Origin of the sequence: Leifsonia sp. (genome assembly GCF_051955155.1) — a bacterium.
Taxonomy (GTDB): Bacteria; Actinomycetota; Actinomycetes; order Actinomycetales; family Microbacteriaceae; genus Leifsonia.
This window is the reverse complement of sequence record NZ_JBQCGZ010000138.1, coordinates 1-15,397: the sequence shown is the minus strand read 5'-3', so window position 1 is coordinate 15,397 and position 15,397 is coordinate 1. Positions and strand designations below refer to the sequence as shown.

Here is a 15,397-nt window from a genome sequence, read left to right as displayed (position 1 = left end):
CGCGTCCCTGTGCTGCAGCAGCAGGCCGAGGAACGGGTGCGGGCTCTTCTCCTGCAGGTCGGCGAGTGAGGCGGCGTCGGTCGAGTAGCCGGTCTTGGTCGCCCGGGTCTTCGGCATCTGCAGCTCCTCGAACAGGACCTGTTGCAGCTGCTTCGGCGATCCGAGGTTGATCTCGTGGCCGATCTCGGCGTACGCCTGGGCGGCGAAGTCGTTCGCCTTGTCGGTGAGCTGGCCGCGCAGCCGGGCGAGCACCTCGCCGTCGATGGCGACGCCGTTCAGCTCCATCTCGGCGAGCACCGCGACCAGCGGGAGCTCGATGTCGTCGAGCACGCGGCGCGTGCCGTCGTCGAGCGCGATCGCCTGGCCATCGGCGACACGGCGGATGTACCAGGCCTCCGTCGCCGGGCTGACCGCGTCGTTGATCGGGACCAGCTGGTTGGGGTCGGACACCGGCAGCGTCTCGCCGAGCACCTCGTACACCTGCTCCGCGAGCGACTGCGGGGCCGCCCCCGGTCGCACCAGCCAGGAGGCGATGCGCGTGTCGAAGGCCAGCCCGTCGACGATGAAGCCGGCGCGGCTGAGCGCCTTGAACTGCGGCTTGGCGTGGAAGAAGTACTTCGGGGCCGGGCCCGCCAGCCACTCCTCCAGCGCCTCGTAGTCCCTGCGGCCGGCCGTCCACGGCACGTAGACGGACTCGTCCTCGGACGCCAGGCCGAAGCCCGTGATGCCGGCAGGGCCGGTCTCCAGCTGGACGGCGATGGCCGCTCCGTCTGCGGACGCCTTGCTCAGCCAGTTCGCCAGCTCCTCGTCGACGAGGGTATGCACGGCCGGGGCGCTCACCGCGCCGACGCGGTCGGTCTCCACGGGGGCGGAGCCGTCCACCATCCCGTCCTCGGCCGCCGTCTTCAGCAGCCGGTCAAGCAGCGTCTTGAACTGCAGGCGCGCGAAGATGTCGCGCACCGCGTTCTCGTCGATCGGCCGGCGCTCCAGGTCGGCGGGGCCGACGGGGAGCTCGACGTCGTCGAGCAGCTTGTTGAGCCGGCGGTTGCGGAGCGCGTTCTCCTTCTGGTCGCGCAGGTTCTGGCCGACCACGCCCTTGATCTCGTCGGCGTGCGCGACGATCTCGTCCACCGTCCCGTACTGCTGCACCCACTTCACCGCGGTCTTCTCGCCGACCTTGTCGATGCCGATCAGGTTGTCGCTGGTCTCGCCGACCAGCGCCGCGATCTCCGGGTACTGGTGCGGCTCGATGCCGTAGCGCTCGCGCACGGCGGCGGGGTTGTAGACCTTGAGCTCCGAGACGCCGCGGACGTTCGGATAGAGCAGCGTCACGTCGTCGTTGACCAGCTGGATGGTGTCCCGGTCGCCGGAGACCAGCAGCACCCGGTAGCCCTGCTCCGCGCCCTGCCTGGCCAGGGTGGCGAGGATGTCGTCCGCCTCGAAGTCCTCCTTGGCGATGGTGGTGATGTTCATCGCCTTCAGCGCCTCCTGGAGCAGCGGCACCTGGCCGGCGAACTCGGGAGGCGTCTCGCCGCGGGTGCCCTTGTACTCCGGGTACTCGCGCGTGCGGAACGAGTAGCGGGAGATGTCGAAGGCCACGGCGATGTGGGTCGGCTTCTGCTGCTGCAGCAGGTTGATGAGCATCGCGATGAAGCCGTGGATGCCGTTGGTGTGCTGGCCCTCGCGGTTGACGAAGCTGTCGACAGGGAGGGCGTAGAAGGCCCGGAAAGCCAGCGAATGGCCGTCGATGATCAGAAGGGTAGGCTTTTCGGAGTCTGACACCAGGACAGCCTACAAGCCGCCGGTGACACTGCAGACGGGACCGACGACGGTGACGAAAGGGTAGGGATGACCGAGGACGCGCTCGCGTACGTGCGGCAGCGAGGGCTCGGCGCCCTGGCCGAGAAGATGGGCATCGAGATGGTCGAGTTCACCGTCGAGCGCGCGGTCGCCCGGATGCCGGTCGAGGGCAACACCCAGCCCGCCGACCTCCTGCACGGAGGCGCGTACGTCGTGCTCGGCGAGTCCCTCGGCTCGATGTCCGCGAACCTCTACGCGGGCGAGGGACGCCTCGCGGTGGGCATCGAGATCAACGCGTCGCACACGCGCTCGGCGACGAGCGGCTACGTGACCGGCGTGTGCACGCCCATCCACCTCGGCCGCACGCTCACGACGCACGAGATCGCGGTCACCGACGACCGCGGTCGCCGCTGCTCGACCATCCGCATCACGAACCTCATCAAGGACCTGACGGCCTGATTCGTCGCGAGCGGTCGCCGCTCGTCACGAATGGCGACCATTCGTGACGAATCGCGGGCTTACTTCTTGGGGGCGAGCTGCTCGATGATCGCCTGGGCGACGTCGTGCATGGTGAGGCGGCGATCCATCGACGCCTTCTGGATCCAGCGGAACGCCTCCGGCTCGGACAGGCCCATCTTCTCGTTGAGCAGGCCCTTGGCGCGGTCGACGAGCTTGCGGGTCTCGAAGCGCTGCACCATGTCGGAGACCTCGGCCTCGAGCGCGATGATCTGCTGGTAGCGGGCCAGGGCGATCTCGATGGCGGGAAGCAGGTCGTTCGGGGTGAACGGCTTGACGACGTAGGCGAGGGCGCCGGCCTCTGTGGCGCGCTCGACGAGCTCCTTCTGGCTGAACGCGGTCAGCAGCACGACCGGGGCGATGTGGTTCTTCGACAGCCGCTCGGCCGCGGAGATGCCGTCCAGCTGCGGCATCTTAACGTCCATGATGACCAGGTCGGGACGCAGCTCGGTGGCGAGCGCGACAGCGGTCTCGCCGTCTCCGGCCTCGCCGACCACCTCGAAACCGTTGTCACGCAGGATCTCGACGATGTCGAGGCGGATGAGCGACTCATCCTCGGCGACGACGACGCGGCGGGGTGCGGTGGGGGTGGTTTCCTGGTCAGTCACGGATAAAAGCCTACGGTATTGTTCCAGTGTTGTTGTGCGCCGCTGTGGCGGAATGGCAGACGCGGAGCACTCAAAATGCTTTGTCCGAAAGGGCGTGTGGGTTCGAGTCCCACCAGCGGCACAACCCGGACGCGGCCCGTCAGACCCCGCGCGAAAGCCGGAGCGCGAGCACCGGGCACAGCGCCACCGCATCCTCCGCCGCATCCAGCTGATCGCTGCGCACGGGGATGTCCGAGCGGGCGGACGCCGGGACGCCGACGGCGAACGGGTAGCCCCACTCGTCGCGCGCGATCGTGCCCTCCAGCAGCTCGGCGCACAGCCCGCGGCCGTCGCAGCGGGTCCAGTCGACGTGCAACGTGTGCCGCGGCGCGCTCATCGCGGCGCCCTCACGCAGCGGCCGGCGGCGTGCGCCCGCACGTCGGCGGCGAACACCCGCAGGGCGCTGCGCACCAGGCGGGCGCTGCCGTCCGGATGATGGCACGACCCGCGGCCGTCCACCGACTCGGCCAGCCGTGCTGCCTCTGCGGCCGCCTGCGGAGCCATCCGCCCGGTCGCCAGTTCGCGCAGCCGCGCCGCCATCGCCGGCAGCCCGAACCGGCACGGACCGCACTGCCGGGCGGAGGCCGCGGCGAGCTCGTCCGCGATCTCCGCCGTCGCCAGCAGGCCGCAGCGGTCGGCGCCGAGGACGTGGACGACGCCGGCACCGGCGAGCGGACCTGGCGCGGTGCGCGCCTCAGACGCGGGGATCCAGGTGCCGTGGTAGCCGCCGAGCAGCACGGCCTGCGCGCGCTCGACGGCCCCTCCGGCGCGCGCGACGATGTCCGCGACGGTCGCGTCCGTCGGCACCTCGAGCACACCCTCCGTGCCGACCGCCCCGGTCACGGTCACGAGGCGCGTCCCCGGCGCCGCCGGGTCGCCGACGGACCGGAACCAGTCCCCGCCGTAGCGGGCGATCAGCGCGAGCTGGGCGAGCGTCTCCACGTTGTGCAGCAGCGTCGGCCTGCCGTCCAGGCCGGACTCGGTGAGCCGGCGGGTGCGGTCCTGCGGCAGCCCGCGCCCGCCGCGCAGCGCGTCGACGACGGCGCTCGCCTCCCCGGCCACGAAACCGTCGACCGCCTCAACGAGCTCCACCCCGCGCGCGTCGGCGCGCTCGGCGATCGCGCGCTCCAGGGGCTCGAGCGCGGCCTCGTGCACGTACAGGACGGCGCGGCGCGCCCGCAGCGCGTCGGCGGCGACGAGGAGTCCGTCCAGGACCAGATGCGGGGCGTTCGCGAGCAGCACGGCGTCCTTCCAGCTGAGCGGCTCCCTCTCCGAGCCGTTGCCGATCACCACGGGCCGGCGGGAGGCAGCGGCCGCCGCCTGCAGCTTGCGGAAGGCCGGGAAGGCCGCTCCCCCGCGCCCGGTGAGCCCGGAACGGTGCAGCTGTGCCAGCAGGGCGTCGGCGGACCGCGCAGGCCACGGGCCGTACGCGGCGAGGTGCTCCGCAGCGCCGGCGGCCCGCCCGGCGGCCAGCAGCCGGGTCGCGTCCGCCGGCGGCGCGGCCGAGCTGCCCTGCTCGATCGTCATGGTCATGACAGTTCCCCTCTGCGCGCGGCCGCGCTCTCGACGAAACGGGCGGACAGCCGCCACAGCACGGCGATCACGACGACCAGCAGGCAAACTCCCGACAGCAGCAGGAGCCAGCCGGCGGAAGCGTCCGTGCCGGTCCCGAGCGTGTGGGCGATGGCGACCGGCCACATCGCGTAGCTCGCCCAGTGCACCGCTTTGAACACCCGCCGCCCGATCCAGCGTCGTAGCAGCGCGGTGAGCACCACCGCGAGCATCAGATCGACGGCAACCGTGCCGAGACCCAGCCAGAACGGCTTGGTGGTGCCGAGGAACGGGACGACGGCGTCCAGCGCGGTCAGCTTCGCGTACGGGTCGGCGAGCAGCGTGAGGATGTGCAGGCCGACGAACACGACGGACAGCAGAGCGAGGTTGCGATGCACCAACGTGACGGAGAACCGCGGGAGTCCTGGCAGCGGCCGCCCGGAGCGCGTCACGATGCCCAGCCAGAGCGACGCGGTCAGCAGCACCAGCGCGACGACGCCGGACCCGCGACCGAGCGCCCACATCGCCTCGTTCACGATCTCACCTCCCGCGGCCAGCGGCCGGTCGTGACGACCGCACCGTCGGCCGCGACGAGCCGGGCGTCGACCTCCGCTGCGGACAGCAGCGCCGCAGCGCTCCGGCCGCGCACCAGTGCGGCCGTGCTGTGCGCGTTGGCCGCGAGGCAGCTGCGGGCGGCGACGCTGACGCTGCGCCAGACCGGTTCCGCCGGGAGTCCCGAACGCGGGTCGCGGATGTGGTGACGCGTCACCCCGTCGCTCTGCCAGCGCCGCTTCTGCGTGCTGGAGGTCGCCAGCCCCGCGGCCGGAGGCAACGAGATCTGCTGCGCGGGGTCGCCGGGCAGGTCCTGCACCAGCACCTCCCAGCGCCGCCCGCCGGCGGGCCCGGCGGTCGCGATGTCGCCGCCGAGCGATACCAGCGCGCCCCGGCCGGTGGCGTGCTGGATGCGCCGCGCGATCCTGTCGGCGGCGTGCGCCTTCGCGGTCGCGCCGAGATCGAGCCGGAGGTCGCCAGGCAGACGGAGCACACGTCCGCAGAGCTCGGTCCTGCGCCAGCCGGCGCGGCGTGGGCCGGCGACGCTGATCGTGACGGCCGGCCCACCAGGACCGGCCAGCAGCTGCGCGAAGTCCCGGTCGTAGCCGAGAGCGTCGAGGTCGGCGCCGAGAGTCGGGTCGACCGCGCCGTCGGTGTCGGCCGCGACCTGCAGGGCGACGCCGACGAACTCCGCGAGCAGCGGGCTCAGCACCACGCCGTCCGCGGGACGCGGTCCCGCGTTCAGCCGCGAGAGCTCGGAGTCCGCGTCGAAGCGGCTGCACGCTGCGGTCACCGCGGCGAGCTCGTCCTCGGCGAGTCCGCGGGCGACGGCGAGGTCGGCGGGGTCGTCGACGACCACGGACGCGTCGAGGCCCCACACCGTCCATCCGGCGCGCGCGTCGCCGTCGGAGGCCCGTCGTTCAGGAGCCGCTGGAGTGCCCACTGAACCCACCTCCCTGGCTCTGCTGGATGCCGCTGCCGGAGTCGTCGCTGCTCGATCCGGAGCCGGTCGAGCCGGAGTCGCCCGAGCCCGAGTCGGTCGAGGACGAGGACCCTCCTGTGGAGGACGTCGTCCCCGAGGTCGTGGCCGTCCCGTTCGTCCCGGCGAAGAGGAAGCCGGAGATCAGCCCGGTCACCGCGAAGCTGACAACGCCGACCGCCGTCGTGATGCCGACCGCTGCGTGCCGCCCTGCCGATCGTCTGTCCATCCTGGGGCCCTCCGTCCGTGTCGAGGTCTGGTCCCAGACTCGCCGCCGATTCTTTCCGCATCCTTAATCGGGATGGGAGCGGGCTGACGGGTCCTTATGAATCGGCTATGGGCAGCTCGACGGTGACGCTCGCTCCCCCATCCGGGCCGACGTTCTCGGCGTGAACAGCGCCGCCGTGCCGCGCAGCGACCTCCGCTACGAGCGCGAGCCCGAGCCCGTAATGCCGGGAGGCGGAAGGCGCCGTCTGAGCCTCGTCCGAGCGCGCGGAGGCGAAGCGCTCGAACGCGGTGTCCGGGTCGTCCTGCGGGAACCCGGGGCCGTCGTCCGCGACCACCAGCCTGGCGTGCCTGCCCGCCCGCTGCACCCGCACCTCGACCGCGGAGGCCGCGTGATCGGTCGCGTTGTCCAGCAGGGCGATGATCAGCCGCCGCAGCGACACCGGCGCCCCGGACACCACCACCGGCTCGGGGGCGTCCAGGTCCACCCGCAGCCCGCGCTCCTCCGACTTGGGCGCGACCGAGCGCACGGCGGCAGCGGCGAGGCCGGCGAGGTCGACGCGTTCGCGCGCCGCCGTCTCGCGCGGGTCCGCCGCCAGCAGCAGGTCCGCGACGATCTCCGTGAGCGCCCGGGAGTCGTCCACGATCTCGCCGACGCCGGCGACGACGGCGGGATCGTCCTCCTCCGTCAGCCGCCTGCGCACCAGCTGCGCGCGCGTGCTGAGCAGCGTCAGCGGCGTGCGCAGCTCGTGGCCGGCGTCGGCGACGAAGCGTCGCTGCATCCGCAGTGCGTCGGCGAGCGGCCGCATCGCCCGTCTGGCCATCAGCACGCCGATCCCGGCCGCGGCGAGCGCCGCGATCACCCCGGACACGATCAGCGCTGTCGCGAGCCTGGCCAGCTCCTCCTGCTGCTCGCGCAGCGGGTAGGCGACCTGGATCCAGTGGTCGCCCTGCTCCGTCGTGCGCACCAGATAGTCCCTGCCGTCGGCCGTGACCGTCCGCTCGTCCGGCTGCCCGTTCGCGCGCACCGCCGCGAACGCCTCCTCGACCGGAAGCCCGTCCGGGATGTCCGGGGAGCTCATGGTGCCTCGGTCGCCGGTGATCGTCACGAACATCCCCGGTGGCGCGTCGTGCGGGGAGTCGATGCGCGAGGTGTCCTCGACCGCACGGCGCGCCGCCTCCGCCTGCGACCCGGCGACGATCGCGTAGACGACCCCGCCGAGAACGGCGAACAGGACGAGGATCAGGACGCCGAACTGGATCGCGAGCCGCACGGACGCGCTGCGCAGCTCCCTGTCCGCCCGCCCGGCGCTCACACTCCGCGCCCCAGCCGGTAGCCGACCCCGCGCACGGTCTCCACCGCCGAGCGGCCGAGCTTGCGGCGCAGGTGGTGGACGTACGTGTCGACGACACCGGGGTCGTCCGCCGCGGCGAACACGGTCGCGAGCAGGTCGTCGCGGGAGAACACCTGCCCGGGTCGCCGTGCGAGCCGCTCCAGCAGCGCCGATTCGCGCTCGGACAGGGCGATGTCCGTGCCGTCGTCGCGCGTCACGGTTCGCCCGTCCGGGTCGAGGCGCCCGCCGGGGAACCGGACGACGGGCACCGTGCTGCTGAGCCGGCGCCGGAGCACCCGCAGCCGCGCGAGCAGCTCGTCGATATCGAACGGTTTGACGAGGTAGTCCTCCGCGCCGCCGTCCAGGCCCTCCACGCGGTCGGTCGCCGTGCCGAGCGCGGAGAGGATGAGCACCGGGGTGAGCACGCCGGCGTCGCGCCACCCGGAGAGCACGCCCATCCCGTCGACGACGGGGAGCCCGCGGTCGAGCACAGCGACGTCGAACGCCTCGGTCAGCCCGAGGTGCAGGCCGCGCTGGCCGTCCTGCGCAGTGACGACGTCGTAGCCCTCGGAGGCGAGCAGCTCGCCCAGCATCGCGGCGAGCCGCGGGTCGTCCTCGACCACCAGGATGCGCGGCCGCGCGTCCACGTCCCGCCCGCTCAGATCCGCGCGCCGACGACGGTCGCGGCGAACCGGCCGGCGCGCTCGGCGAGGCCGGCGATCTGCTCCTCGATCACGCGATCGGGGTCGAAGCCCACGTACTGCGCGGGCGGAGTGCGCCGCACGTTCTCGCTGCACTCGAAGCTCCCGCAGACCAGCGTGCCGACCGTGTCGCCGTTGCGCCCGGCCTGACCCGCCCTGCGCGCCGACCAGAAGTAGACGTCGCGGGTGACGTGCACGTCCTGGCACCAGCCGCACATCGACGGCGCGTGCGAGCGCATCGATGCCTCGGACGCCTTGAGCACGATGCCGACCGGGCCGTCCGGGGTCGGGACCACGACGTAGCCGCGCTGCGGGAGGCGCGGGTCGCGCCAGCCGAGGTACTCGCGGCGGGACCAGTCCACCTCGTGCATGCCGGGCGGCAGCGGCAGCTCCTCCGCATCGGCGCGGGAGCAGTTGACGAACGAGTCGCGGATCTCTCGCGCGGTCAGGCTCTCCATGGGCACCTCCTCCCGTCCCATGCTCGCACAGGTTCTTGACCTTGCCGCCGGGGTCAGGGCTTAGCGTGCCGTCATGAACACCCTCGACAGCGTCACCGACGCCAGCTTCGCCACCGATGTCCTCTGCGCCCCCGGGACCACCCTCGTGGAGTTCTGGGCGCCCTGGTGCGGTCCATGCCGTGCCCTCTCCCCCATCCTGCAGTCGATCGCGGACGAGCACGCCGACCGGATCCGCATCGTCAAGATCAACGCGGACGAGAACCCGCGCAGCACGGCGGAGTACCGCGCGCTCGCGCTCCCGGTGATGAAGCTCTTCCGGGACGGCGAGGTGGTGAAGACCATCATCGGCGCGAAGCCCAAGCCCGCGCTCGAGTTCGAGCTGGCGCCCTACCTGTGAGACCGCGGCTCAGGTCAGGTGGTCGAACGCGCCGCCGACCCAGCCGATGTAGCGCTCGGCCGACCGCAGCACGGCGCCGCGCGCGTCCTCCGGGATGACGTTGCCCAGGTTGCCGTACATCCGGTCGAACGGCCGCTCGCACACCCGGTCGGCGACCCGGCGGACGACCGCGGCCGAGAGCGGGATGTCGTTGGGGAAGCTGCGCTGGAACGTCACCCAGCGCTGCGACGGGCCGGGGAACACGGTGTCGCCGCTGAGCACCACGCCGCGGTCCCAGTGCGCCACGGCGCTGCCGGGGAAGTGACCGCCGATCGTGCGCAGCGTCACCCCCGGCAGCACCTCCTCCTCGCCGCTCCAGACCCGGATCGACGGGTCCTCGCGCTGCACCCAGTGCCGGTCGGCCTCGTTCACGAGCACCGGAGGGCCGCCCAGCATCCGCGACCAGCTGGTCTGGGCGCCGAACATGTGCGGGTGGCTGGTGGCGATCACGGCGACGCCGCCGAGGTCCTGCACCGCGGTGGCCGCCTGCTCGTCGACATAGCCGGTCGGATCCCACAGCAGATTGCCCTCCGGGGTGCGCAGCAGCATGGCCCGCTGGCCGATGCCGACCTTCGGGATGCTGCTCAGCCCGTACAGGTCGGGCTCGAGCTCGGTGATCACCACGTGCTCGCCCTCGCGCTGCAGCCGCTGCAGCGTCGTCCACACCTGCCCGGTCGGCGGGACGTACTGCCGTTCGTCCTCGCAGATCGGGCAGGCCGCCGGCGGCTCCTCGCCGCCGGGGGTGTCGATGGGTGTCGTCTCCACGGCGCAGGTCGCGCACAGCCAATCCGCCATGATCGCGACTCTAGCCGCGCGAGGGGGCGAGCGAATACCCTCTGCCGCATGGCGAATCAACCCGTTCTCTTCATCCACGGCCTCTGGCTGCACGCGAGCAGTTGGCAGCCCTGGATCGACCTCTTCACGGCGGAGGGCTACGCGCCCGTCGCACCGCTCTGGCCCGGCGAGCGCGACACCGTCGCCGCCACCCGCGAGCACCCGGACGACGTCGCGGACAAGGGCATCGACGAGGTGACCAAGCACTTCGCCGGCATCATCGAGGCGATGGACGTGCCTCCCGTCATCATCGGCCACTCCTTCGGCGGTCTGATCACCGAGAAGCTGATCGGCGAGGGCTACGGCAACGCCGGCGTCGCGATCGACCCCGCCCAGATCAAGGGCGTGCTTCCGCTGCCGTTCCGCCAGCTGCGCTCGTCGTTCCCGGTGCTCAGCAACCCCGCGAACATCCACAAGCCGATCTCGCTGACCCGCGACCAGTTCGCCTACGGCTTCGCCAACCAGCTGCCGGAGGAGGAGGCGACGGAGCTCTACGACCGCTGGACCGTCCCGTCGACCGTCCGGCCGATCTTCCAGGCGGCCGCCGCCAACTTCCGCATGCACTCCGAGGCGGCGGTGGACACGAAGAACGAGGACAGGGGTCCGCTGCTGCTGATCGCGGGCGGCGAGGACAACACGGTGCCCGAGGTGACCACCGACGCGACGCTCAAGCAGTACCGCGACTCCAACGCCGTCACCGAGCTGATCACCTTCCGCGACCGCGGCCACTCGCTCGTGATCGACCACGGCTGGCGCGACGTCGCGACCGAGGTGCTGGTGTGGCTGCAGCAGCAGGGCCTGGGCGACTGAGGCAGGAATAGCCCCGGCCGCGCCCGGCTTGAACCCCATCGTGAAACGCATCGGCTTCCTCAGCTTCGGCCACTACCAGGCCGTCCCCGGCTCCGTCGTCCGCACCGCGGCCGACGCGCTCCAGCAGACCATCGAACTGGCCGAGGCCGCGGAGGAGGTCGGTGCGGACGGCGCGTTCGTCCGCGTGCACCACTTCGCGCCCCAGCTCGCCTCGCCGTTCCCGCTGCTCGCGGCCATCGGCGCGCGCACCAGGCGCATCGAGATCGGCACCGGCGTGATCGACATGCGCTACCAGAACCCCCTCGCGATGGCCGAGGACGCGGCGGCGGCCGATCTGATCAGCGGCGAGCGGCTGCAGCTCGGCGTGAGCCGCGGGTCACCCGAGACGGCGCTGGCCGGCTACGAGTCGTTCGGCTACGTCCCGGGCGACGGGGAGTCGGACGCGGACATGGCGCGCAGGCACACCACGCTGTTCCGCGCCGCGATCGCCGGGGAGGCGATGGCCAACGCGAACCCGCAGATGACGGGCAGCACCGGAGGCCTCGCCATCCAGCCGCTCTCCGACACCCTGCCGGAGCGGATCTGGTGGGGCGCGGGGACGCGCGCCACTGCGGAGTGGACAGCCGAGCAGGGCATGAACCTGATGTCATCGACCCTGCTCACCGAGGACACCGGCGTGCCCTTCGACCAGCTGCAGGCCGAGCAGATCACCCGGTTCCGGCAGACCTGGTCCGAGATGGGCTGGGAGCGCGAGCCGCGTGTGAGCGTCAGCCGCAGCATCATCCCGATCACCGACGAGCAGTCGCGCCGCTACTTCGGCGCGCGCGCCCAGGTGGAGGGCAGGGATCAGGTCGGGCACCTCGACGGCGGCCTCGCCCGCTTCGGCCGGTCCTACATCGGCGACCCGGAGAAGCTGGTGGCCGAGCTCGCGGAGGACGAGGCGGTGCGGATGGCGGACACCGTGCTGGTCACCGTCCCGAACCAGCTCGGCGTCGACTTCAACGCGCACCTGCTCTCGGACATCGTCGCCATCGGCCGCGAGCTGGGCTGGCGCGACTGACGGCGCGCGCACTCCCCCCGAACAGGTGACTCGGTGAACTCCGGGGATGCTGCGATGATGGACGCGCGGCACACCCGAATCCGCCGCAGCACAGGCCGTGACGATCCCGTCCGGTCCCACGGAAGGGGTGTGCTTTGCGTACTGGACGACGCGCGACGACGGTCTCGATGGCCGCTCTCGCCACCGCTCTCGGGCTCACCGGCCTCACCGGCCTGGCCTCCGCACCGGCGACGGCCGTGACGCTCACGGACGCGTCGACGCCGTCGGCGCTCACCGGGATGTGGGCCTGGGGCAATCCGATCGACCCCGCCACCGACGCGCGCGGCACCGGGGACGCGGCCTTCGAACCCGCTGCCCTCGCGGCGTTCGCCTCCGCCCACCGGCTGCAGACGGTGTACCTGTCGGTGCCGTGGGCGGCCGACCAGGGCGAGTTCGCCACCTGGCTGCCCGCCGCGGTCTCCGCGCTGCACGGCGCCGGGGTGACGACCGTCGCGGCCCTCGGCGGCGACCCCGCGTGGGCCACCCAGCCGGAGCTCGCGGCCACCTGGACGAGGACCGCGCTCGCGACGGCGCCCTTCGACGCGATCCAGTTCGACGTCGAGCCGTGGGTCGGCGCCACCGACGACCAGCTGCCCGGCATCGTCGCCCAGCTCGGCACGATGTACGACACGGCCGCGCAGGCGGCGGGCGGCGTCCCGGTCGGCGCCGACCTGCCCTGGTGGCTGCAGGCGAAGGCGCAGCCGGGAGGCTCGGGGACGCTGTTCCAGACGCTGCTGCCGCACCTGGACTCCGTGGCGATCGTCGCGTTCTCCGACCACGCGGACGGCGACGACGGCATCGTCGCGCTCGCCCGGCCCGCGGCCGCCGCGGCGAGCGCCGCCGGCCTGCCGTTCAGCGTCGGCGTCGAGACGGACTCCCCGCAGGTGGCGGGAGGCGCAGGCGCGACGTTCGGCGACGACACCGCGGCCGTGCTGGAGGCGCAGACCGCCATCGTCCGCTCCGAGCTGTCCGGCCTGACCGGCTACCGCGGCGTGACCGTCGAGCACCTGCTCTCCTGGCAGGCGCTGCTCGCGCGCTGAGCCGGCGCGCCGGTGCGGTTCAGCCCGCGTCGGCGGCCGCGTAGAGGGCGGCGATGTCGATCTTGCCCATCTGGAGCATCGCGTCGTTCGCGCGGCGCGCGCGTGCGGGATCCGGGTCGCGCTGCAGCTCGATCAGCGCCCGCGGCACGATCTGCCAGCTCAGGCCCCAGCGGTCCTTCAGCCAGCCGCACCGGCTGGGCTCCCCGCCGTCCGCCGTCAGCGCGTCCCAGAGCCGGTCGACCTCCGCCTGGTCGTCGCAGAGCACGGAGATCGAGATGGCCTCGGTGAACGGGAACAGCGGACCCGCGTTCATCGCCTGGTACTCGATCCCGTCCAGCTCGAAGGTCACGACGACGGTGCCCGCGGAGGGGTCGGCGTCGTCGGCGCCCATCCGCTCGACGCGGACGATCCGCGAGTTGGGGAGCAGCGAGACGTACCGCTGCGCGGCCTGCTCGGCCTGGTCGTCGTACCAGAGGAATGTCGTCACCTTCTGCATGCGGCACATGCTACGCGGCGGCGGTAGCGTTGGGGCGTGTTGTTCAGCAGCTACATCGCCATCGGAGACAGCTTCACGGAGGGCGTCGGCGACGACCTCCCCGACGGCCGCGTGCGCGGCTGGGCGGACTTCGTCGCCCTCGGCCTCGCGCTCGCCTCGCCCGAGCCCGTCCGCTACGCCAACCTCGCCGTGCGCGGCCGCAAGCTCGGTCCGATCATCCGGGAGCAGGTGGAGCCGGCGCTCGCGCAGCATCCCGAGCTGGTGAGCCTGAACGGCGGCGGCAACGACATCATGCGGCCGCGCGTCTCCAGCGAGGGCGTCGCCGAGGCGCTGGTCGCCGCCGCCGACCGGGTCACGGCGGCCGGCAGCACGATGCTGCTGCTGAGCGGCGCGAACCCGAGCAGGCACCTCCCGCTCGGCGGGCTGATCCGTCGCCGCGGCAACGAGCTCGCCGTCGCCGTCCGCGCGATGCTGCCGCGCGAGGGCATGGTGTTCGTGGACAACTGGGCGGACGAGACGCTCGAGGACATCCGCTACTGGTCGGAGGACCGGCTGCACCTGAACGCGCTCGGCCACGCGCGCGTCGCGAGCAACGTGCTGACCGCGTTCGACGTCCCGGTCCCCGCGGAGTGGGGCGTCGAGGAGGTCGCGGCGGCGCCCGCGGGCGAGCCGAGGCGGCGCACCGCCGACTACTACCGCCGGTTCGTGCTGCCCTGGATCGGCCGCCGCCTCACCGGCCGCTCCTCCGGCGACGGCCGCGCCGCCAAGATCGCCGAGCTCACGCCCGTCGACCCCGCCTCCGCCCAGCCGCTCTGACCCTCCCCGTCGCCCGCCCGGCCACGGCGCCGAGCGGTCGCGACACGCCGTCACGCATGCGCCCAGGCGGCGTGTCGCGACCGTTCACCGGCAGACGCGTCCCCTCTGCGTCAGCGGCGGGGAAGGCGCGCGCGCCTCAGTCGTTGTCGCCGCCCGTGGTGTCGATGCGCGTCGTGCGCGCGCCGCCTCCCCACTTCCACTCGGCGACCTCGGGGATGTCCTCCCCGCGCTCGCGCGTGTACTGACGCGCGCGCAGCCGCGCGTCCTGCATCTCCTGCCGGAAGCGCGCCTCCCGCGCGGCCAGCCCGGGCACACGGTCCAGCACGTCCATCACCAGGTGGTAGCGGTCCAGGTCGTTCAGCATGACCATGTCGAACGGCGTGGTCGTGGTCCCCTCCTCCTTGTAGCCGCGCACGTGCAGGTTGCCGTGCCCCGCCCTGCGGTAGGTGAGCCGGTGGATGAGCCACGGGTAGCCGTGGTAGGCGAAGATCACCGGCTTGTCGACGGTGAACAGCGCGTCGTACTCGCGGTCGTTGAGACCGTGCGGGTGCTCGCCCTCGCTCTGCAGGCGCATCAGGTCGACCACATTGACGACGCGCACCTTCAGGTCGGGCAGCCGGTCGCGCAGGATGCCCGCCGCCGCGAGCACCTCGAGCGTCGGGATGTCGCCAGCGCACGCGAGCACGACATCCGGCTCCTCGCCGTCGCGCTCCGTCCCCGCCCAGTCGAAGATGCCGATGCCGCGCGTGCAGTGCGCGATCGCCTCGTCCATCGTCAGCCAGTTCGGCGCCGGCTGCTTCCCGGCGACGACCACGTTGACGTAGTCGACCGAGCGCAGGCAGTGGTCGTAGGTGGAGAGCAGCGTGTTCGCGTCGAACGGCAGGTAGACGCGAACGACGTCCGCCTTCTTGTTGACGACGTGGTCGATGAACCCCGGGTCCTGGTGCGACGCGCCGTTGTGATCCTGCCGCCACACGTGCGAGCTCAGCAGGTAGTTCAGCGATGCCACCGGGCGCCGCCACGGGATGCCCCGGGAGCTCTTCAGCCACTTGGCGTGCTGGTTGAACATCGAGTCGACGATGTGGATGAACGCCTCGTAGGAC

At 72.4% G+C, this 15,397-nt stretch carries 18 protein-coding genes, 1 tRNA gene and 1 pseudogene; 7 read left to right on the top strand and 13 right to left on the bottom strand.

All coding sequences use genetic code 11. The features are described from left to right. Window positions 1–1,782: DNA polymerase (locus ACTHMF_RS15390; protein WP_440318785.1), on the bottom strand; the 1,782-nt coding region annotated here is incomplete at its 3' end. Window positions 1,783–1,848: 66 nt separating this feature from the next. Here ACTHMF_RS15390 and ACTHMF_RS15385 point away from each other — a divergent pair. Next, on the top strand, window positions 1,849–2,259 hold the full coding sequence (locus tag ACTHMF_RS15385; protein ID WP_314148906.1) for a hotdog fold thioesterase: 411 nt from the start codon (window positions 1,849–1,851) through the stop codon (window positions 2,257–2,259). Window positions 2,260–2,318: 59 nt separating this feature from the next. Here ACTHMF_RS15385 and ACTHMF_RS15380 read toward each other — a convergent pair whose 3' ends face one another. Then, window positions 2,319–2,924, bottom strand: a complete 606-nt coding sequence (locus ACTHMF_RS15380; protein ID WP_314148908.1) for an ANTAR domain-containing response regulator — start codon at window positions 2,922–2,924, stop codon at window positions 2,319–2,321. Between the two features lie 38 nt (window positions 2,925–2,962). On the opposite strand from ACTHMF_RS15380, the gene ACTHMF_RS15375 reads away from it, so the two are divergent. Next, a tRNA-Leu gene (locus ACTHMF_RS15375) sits at window positions 2,963–3,045 on the top strand. Between the two features lie 18 nt (window positions 3,046–3,063). On the opposite strand, the gene ACTHMF_RS15370 is transcribed toward ACTHMF_RS15375, so the two are convergent. The 8 genes from ACTHMF_RS15370 to ACTHMF_RS15335 form a co-directional block, all read right to left on the bottom strand. After that, window positions 3,064–3,300: a ferredoxin gene (locus tag ACTHMF_RS15370; RefSeq protein ID WP_440318783.1), complete on the bottom strand. Its 237-nt coding sequence runs from the start codon at window positions 3,298–3,300 to the stop codon at window positions 3,064–3,066. Beyond that, window positions 3,297–4,496 (bottom strand): NADH-ubiquinone oxidoreductase-F iron-sulfur binding region domain-containing protein, encoded by a 1,200-nt coding sequence (locus ACTHMF_RS15365; RefSeq protein ID WP_440318781.1) that lies wholly within the window; start codon window positions 4,494–4,496, stop codon window positions 3,297–3,299. Before ACTHMF_RS15365 ends, ACTHMF_RS15370 begins: the two co-directional genes overlap by 4 nt. Then, on the bottom strand, window positions 4,493–5,050 hold the full coding sequence (locus ACTHMF_RS15360; protein ID WP_440318779.1) for a ferric reductase-like transmembrane domain-containing protein: 558 nt from the start codon (window positions 5,048–5,050) through the stop codon (window positions 4,493–4,495). Before ACTHMF_RS15360 ends, ACTHMF_RS15365 begins: the two co-directional genes overlap by 4 nt. Further along, window positions 5,047–6,009: an FAD:protein FMN transferase gene (locus ACTHMF_RS15355; protein ID WP_440318778.1), complete on the bottom strand. Its 963-nt coding sequence runs from the start codon at window positions 6,007–6,009 to the stop codon at window positions 5,047–5,049. The genes ACTHMF_RS15360 and ACTHMF_RS15355 overlap by 4 nt, the downstream gene beginning before the upstream one ends. Then, window positions 5,987–6,274 carry a hypothetical protein gene (locus ACTHMF_RS15350; RefSeq protein WP_440318777.1) on the bottom strand — a complete coding sequence of 96 codons (288 nt, stop codon included), beginning with the start codon at window positions 6,272–6,274 and terminating at the stop codon, window positions 5,987–5,989. The genes ACTHMF_RS15355 and ACTHMF_RS15350 overlap by 23 nt, the downstream gene beginning before the upstream one ends. A 94-nt stretch (window positions 6,275–6,368) precedes the next feature. Continuing rightward, window positions 6,369–7,586 carry a sensor histidine kinase gene (locus tag ACTHMF_RS15345; protein ID WP_314145856.1) on the bottom strand — a complete coding sequence of 406 codons (1,218 nt, stop codon included), beginning with the start codon at window positions 7,584–7,586 and terminating at the stop codon, window positions 6,369–6,371. After that, complete coding sequence (locus tag ACTHMF_RS15340) at window positions 7,583–8,251, bottom strand: response regulator transcription factor (RefSeq protein ID WP_314145857.1); 669 nt, start codon at window positions 8,249–8,251, stop codon at window positions 7,583–7,585. Before ACTHMF_RS15340 ends, ACTHMF_RS15345 begins: the two co-directional genes overlap by 4 nt. Before the next feature lie 11 nt (window positions 8,252–8,262). Further along, window positions 8,263–8,763 carry an FBP domain-containing protein gene (locus ACTHMF_RS15335; protein ID WP_440318775.1) on the bottom strand — a complete coding sequence of 167 codons (501 nt, stop codon included), beginning with the start codon at window positions 8,761–8,763 and terminating at the stop codon, window positions 8,263–8,265. A gap of 73 nt (window positions 8,764–8,836) precedes the next feature. Here ACTHMF_RS15335 and ACTHMF_RS15330 point away from each other — a divergent pair, with 73 nt between their 5' ends. Then, entirely contained in the window at window positions 8,837–9,160 is a 324-nt protein-coding gene (locus ACTHMF_RS15330) for a thioredoxin family protein (protein ID WP_440318774.1), read from the top strand. A 9-nt stretch (window positions 9,161–9,169) separates the two neighbouring features. On the opposite strand, the gene ACTHMF_RS15325 is transcribed toward ACTHMF_RS15330, so the two are convergent. Beyond that, window positions 9,170–9,994: a hydrolase gene (locus tag ACTHMF_RS15325; RefSeq protein ID WP_440318772.1), complete on the bottom strand. Its 825-nt coding sequence runs from the start codon at window positions 9,992–9,994 to the stop codon at window positions 9,170–9,172. 48 nt (window positions 9,995–10,042) lie between these two features. Between ACTHMF_RS15325 and ACTHMF_RS15320 the strand changes: the two genes are divergently transcribed. From ACTHMF_RS15320 to ACTHMF_RS15310, 3 genes are all read left to right on the top strand, one after another. After that, a complete protein-coding gene (locus ACTHMF_RS15320) occupies window positions 10,043–10,843 on the top strand; it encodes an alpha/beta hydrolase (RefSeq protein WP_314145862.1) in 801 nt (266 codons plus the stop codon). A gap of 37 nt (window positions 10,844–10,880) precedes the next feature. Then, window positions 10,881–11,903 carry an LLM class flavin-dependent oxidoreductase gene (locus tag ACTHMF_RS15315; RefSeq protein ID WP_314145984.1) on the top strand — a complete coding sequence of 341 codons (1,023 nt, stop codon included), beginning with the start codon at window positions 10,881–10,883 and terminating at the stop codon, window positions 11,901–11,903. 134 nt (window positions 11,904–12,037) lie between these two features. Further along, entirely contained in the window at window positions 12,038–12,982 is a 945-nt protein-coding gene (locus ACTHMF_RS15310) for a hypothetical protein (RefSeq protein WP_440318770.1), read from the top strand. A 19-nt stretch (window positions 12,983–13,001) separates the two neighbouring features. Here the strand turns inward: ACTHMF_RS15310 and ACTHMF_RS15305 are convergent, their stop codons facing one another. Continuing rightward, window positions 13,002–13,478, bottom strand: coding sequence for a VOC family protein (locus ACTHMF_RS15305; protein WP_314145864.1), 477 nt, complete (start codon window positions 13,476–13,478; stop codon window positions 13,002–13,004). 36 nt (window positions 13,479–13,514) lie between these two features. On the opposite strand from ACTHMF_RS15305, the gene ACTHMF_RS15300 reads away from it, so the two are divergent. Then, complete coding sequence (locus tag ACTHMF_RS15300) at window positions 13,515–14,294, top strand: SGNH/GDSL hydrolase family protein (protein ID WP_440318769.1); 780 nt, start codon at window positions 13,515–13,517, stop codon at window positions 14,292–14,294. 136 nt (window positions 14,295–14,430) lie between these two features. Here ACTHMF_RS15300 and ACTHMF_RS15295 read toward each other — a convergent pair. Beyond that, window positions 14,431–15,397 (bottom strand): annotated as a pseudogene (locus ACTHMF_RS15295) (phosphoketolase); the annotation flags it as partial.